This window comes from Nostoc spongiaeforme FACHB-130 (assembly GCF_014698475.1).
Classification (GTDB): Bacteria; Cyanobacteriota; Cyanobacteriia; order Cyanobacteriales; family Nostocaceae; genus Nostoc_B; species Nostoc_B spongiaeforme.
In genome coordinates, this window is record NZ_JACJTB010000094.1 from 1 (window position 1) to 4,822 (window position 4,822).

Consider the following 4,822-nt stretch of genomic DNA (forward strand, 5'->3'; position numbering starts at 1 on the left):
GGGGTAAATATAGCGAAGCTGTCACCAGGGGCAAGATAGCCTGAAAGTCTTGTGGAGTATGGGTTTGAGAAAAAAGAGTAGCTCATTGGATTTTAGCGTTTTTGACGGGCGTTTTATAAGCACAGCCACAAATTGGACAGAATCTGTGTCTCAAAGACAACACCAACTCACCGCAATTCGCGCAGTTAGCTCGAATCGGTGTACCGCACAGATAACAAAACTTGGCCTTGACATGACCCCACATAGGGTCAACCGCCGCGCCAGGATTCCAACATTGAGGACAAAACTTAACTCCTCGAACCTGAGAGACTTCCTCGCCCTTGATCACAGCATCCAAATATTCTTGAGGCACGCCAAGTGCGAGGGCTATTCCCTGAAGTGTCTTACGATTAATTTTGGCTGTAAGCCCCCGCTCAATCTTCCCCACAGAGCGTCCGTGTATACCAGCAGCATCCGCCAACTCAGACTGAGTTAAATTGAGTTTCTTCCTGACCCGTGAAACGTAACTGGCAAGGGATTCAGATGGGTGAGGAGTTGTAAAAGTATCCATAAAAAGCTGTTAATTAACTACTCAAAAGATATATAATTTATTGATAAAAAACCTTGTCAAAAATACATAAACAACCGTGAAATCGGCTGTAACTTTAGCCACTGTCACGACCGAATTTCTAGAGCGTCCTGGTCTAGCACCAAGTACTAGAGAAACCTATGAAGTGACCCTCGGACTGTTACTGCAAAAGTATGGAAGTTGGTCAATAGAAATTATCAGTAAGCAAACATTAGTTGAGTATCTAAATAATCTCAGTCATTTAAAATACACAACACACCACAAGCATCAAGCAATACTACAAAGTTTGCTTAACTTTGCAGTAGAACAAGGGTATATAAAATCCAACCCCATCAGGGGACTAAAACAACGTCTACCTGAAAGAGAGAAAGGCGAACATAAAAGCGACGATACAATAAGATATCTAACACAATCACAACTAAATATACTATATGCTGCCGTAAAAGATGACTTACGTCTTAGTGCAATAGTTCATTTACTGCATCGCACAGGATGCCGGATAGGAGAGCTTTTAGCCCTAAATATAGATTCTGTAGATATCAAGAGCCAGAAATTTCAAGTATTAGGTAAAGGGAACAAACAACGCTGGTGTTATTACAGTGATGATGCAGCAAGAGCGCTTGCTAAATACTTGAAATACTTACGGCATCAAAACACAGATGCCTTGTTGACAGCACAACATCCAGTTACCTTAAAAGTAAGTAGAATCAGCTACCATACATTGCATGATTATTGGCGGGAGACAACCAACAAGTATCCGCAGCTTCAAGGAGTACGCATTCACGATTTACGACATACATTTGCTACAGAACGAGTGGGATTAATCAGTATTGAGGAATTATCCTCGTTAATGGGACATGAAAGCATTCAGACAACTTTACGTTACGCTAAAGTCACCTCACAGAAATCAGAATCAGCCGCACGTCATGCCTTGAATATACTGATTAATTCTGCTCCAGATGCTGACCTTTAGGGCAATTATATAGAATCACTCAGTTACACTATGTTCTTCAGCAAGAAACAGCATTTTATCCCAGTTAAAGATTGCTACCCCAAAGAAGATAGAATACTGTTTGGTTGAAGAGTGAGACTTAATGAAAAAAACCTGGCAGCCAGAAGAATTAGTAGAGTATTGGACGCTACTCCCAAAAGAATTAGCACTACTGAATCAGAAAAATGACGAAAATCGGTTAGGTTTTGCTATATTGCTCAAGTTTTTTGAGATTTATGCCAGATTCCCTGAAAATAATCAAGAAATATCCAAAAATGTTGTTGATTATGTTGCCAAACTTTTAGATATTTCTCCCCAAAAATACTCTTACTACGATTGGCAAGGACGCTCAATAAAATATCATCGCGCTCAAATCAGGGAATTCTTTGGATTTCAAGAAACCAAAGTTAGCGATGCTAAAGAGTTAACTAATTGGTTAGCAGAACAAGCACTAATTTATGAGTTAAAGTTTGAACAGTTAAAACTTGCAGCAGTAGCGAGACTACGGAATTTAAAACTTGAACCACCGACAGATTCTAGATTAGAGCGTATCATTCGCTCTGCTATCAGAAATTTTGAATCTAAATTTTTTAGGGACATAACTTCCCAGTTATCTAACCAATCTAAAAAGTGGATAGATGATTTTTTGAAAGAGAAAGCTTCAGATCAGGAATTAGATGATACCACACCAGTAAATCATAATAAACAACTAAATAATCCGGGAGATATCCAATTATCTCAACAGTTAGATGACACGAACAACTCAGAAATCAACACTGACGTGACCATATTAACATGGGCTGAACTAAAAACAGACCCAGGCAGAATTGGTGTAGAAAGTTTTCAAAAAGAAGTCGCTAAGTTAGAGATTTTTGAGCAATTAGAATTACCAGCAGACTTATTTAAAAAAATCCCCACCAAAGTTCTCCAAGTCTATAAAAGTCGGGTAATTGTTGAACATCCTCGTGACTTACGCCGTCACCCAGAACATATCCGCTACACACTATTTACAGCTTTTTGTTGGCTCAGAAGTCAAGAAGTTATCGATAATTTAGTAGAGTTACTCATCCAGATTGTGCATCGCATAAGTGCCAATGCAGAAAAACGTGTAGATAAAGAACTTATTCAGGATTTTAAACGGGTTCATGGGAAGAATAATCTACTATACCAAATGGCAGAAGCTTCCTTGAAAACACCTGATGGCACAATCAAAGATGTGATTTTTCCGGTGGTAAGTGAGGTGACTCTCAAGAATTTAGTCAAAGAGTATAAATCTACAGGGAATGCTTACCGTGAGAAAGTTTATACGGTGATGCGTTCTTCTTATGGTGGATATTATCGGCGAATTTTACCGTTAATTTTAAACAAGCTAGAATTCCGTTCAAATAATGAAGTTCATCGTCCAGTTATTCAAGCGATAGTTTTACTGAAAAAGTATGCTGATAGTAAACAACGTTATTATGATGCAGGAGAAGATATACCCATTGATGGGGTATTACGTAGTGGTTGGCAAGAAATTATATTAGAGACGGGAGCAGACGACGAAATCAAAGTTAATCGCATTAATTATGAATTGAGCGTGCTGCAAGCATTGAGAGAAAAGCTTAGATGCAAGGAAATCTGGGTTGTAGGAGCTAATCGTTACAGAAACCCTGAAGAGGATTTACCTGCTGATTTTGAAGCACAAAGATTAGAATATTTCCAAGCGTTAAAACAACCATCAGATGTAGAAGTCTTTATTGCTAATTTACAGCAATCTTTGGAGCAATCATTAACTTTACTGGATAAAGGAATACCTAAGAATAACTTAGTCACACTGAAAACTACAGGTAAAAGTCGAATTTGTGTTTCTCCTTTGAATCCTCAAAATGAACCAACTAATTTGGCAAGGTTGAAAACTGAAATTACTAGACGTTGGCGCATGACTAGCCTTTTAGATATTCTGAAAGAGACTGATTTGCGAGTTAAATTTAGCCAGCACTTTCAGAGTGTATCAACCAGAGAGGTTTTAGGCGACTATAATTTACAAAAACGTTTACTACTTTGTTTATATGGTTTAGGAACGAATACTGGATTAAAGCGTTTAAGTGATGAGATTAAAGGCGATAATTATCAAGATTTACTCCATGTTAAGCGACATTTTATTCAGAAAGAACAATTACGCAATGCTATTGCCTGTGTTGCAAATGCAATTTTTACTGCCAGAATTTCTACTATTTGGGGAGAGGGTACAACCGCCTGTGCTTCTGACTCGAAAAAGTTTGGTGCTTGGGATCAAAATTTAATGACTGAGTGGCACATCCGCTATGGTGGACGGGGTGTGATGATTTATTGGCACGTTGAAAAGAATTCTGTTTGTATTTATTCGCAGTTAAAAACTTGTTCTTCTTCTGAAGTGGCAGCCATGATTGAAGGATTATTACGCCACTGTACTGAGATGAAAGTGGAGACAAATTATGTAGATAGTCACGGTCAAAATGAAGTGGCTTTTGCTTTCTGTCATTTACTGGGTTTTCAGTTAATGCCGCGTCTTAAACGTATCAATGTTCAGAAATTATACCGTCCGTCAACTGGAAATAATGATGCTTATCCAAACTTGCAACCGATTTTAACTCGCGCTATTAATTGGGATTTAATTCGCCAACAATACGACCAAATGGTGAAGTATGCTACTGCTCTGCGTTTGGGTATGGCGGAAACTGAAGCCATCTTAAAGCGTTTTACTAGGGGTAATTTATTACACCCTACTTATCAAGCATTATCCGAATTGGGCAAGGCTGTAAAAACTATATTTTTATGTAAATACCTGCATTCGGTTGAACTGCGACAAGAGATAAATGCTGGACTAAATGTCGTGGAGAACTGGAATAGTGCTAACAGTTTTATTTTTTATGGCAAGGGTGGGGAGATTGCTACTAATCGTTTGTCCGACCAAGAATTAGCTGTGTTATCTCTGCATTTACTCCAGATATCTTTGGTATATATAAATACTTTAATGATTCAGGAGGTTTTGTCTCAACCACAATGGATGAAGTTGATGAAGTTGGAGGATTTGCGTGCGCTTTCGCCTTTAATTTGGGGTCACGTTAATCCCTATGGTACTTTTCGTTTGGATCTTAATGTCAGGCTGCCAATTGAGACGGGATGAATGTGTCTAAAAATATCAGTGTTCTTATGTCTCTTAATTTTATAGCCTGAAAGTCATTCACCGCAGTACTTTCAGGCTATCTTGCCCCTGGTGACAGCTTCGCTATATTTACCCC

The 4,822-nt window shown here is 38.6% G+C and carries 3 protein-coding genes; 2 read left to right on the forward strand and 1 reads right to left on the reverse strand.

Annotated elements, in window-relative coordinates; genetic code table 11:
* Nucleotides 1-82: 82 nt before the first annotated feature.
* Nucleotides 83-550, reverse strand: a complete 468-nt coding sequence (locus H6G74_RS30730) for a helix-turn-helix domain-containing protein (protein WP_190971287.1) — start codon at nt 548-550, stop codon at nt 83-85.
* Nucleotides 551-626: 76 nt separating this feature from the next.
* On the opposite strand from H6G74_RS30730, the gene H6G74_RS30735 reads away from it, so the two are divergent.
* Nucleotides 627-1,541, forward strand: coding sequence for a tyrosine-type recombinase/integrase (locus H6G74_RS30735; protein ID WP_190971288.1), 915 nt, complete (start codon nt 627-629; stop codon nt 1,539-1,541).
* A gap of 121 nt (nt 1,542-1,662) precedes the next feature.
* Complete coding sequence (locus H6G74_RS30740; protein ID WP_190971289.1) at nt 1,663-4,707, forward strand: Tn3 family transposase; 3,045 nt, start codon at nt 1,663-1,665, stop codon at nt 4,705-4,707.
* Nucleotides 4,708-4,822: the final 115 nt, after the last annotated feature.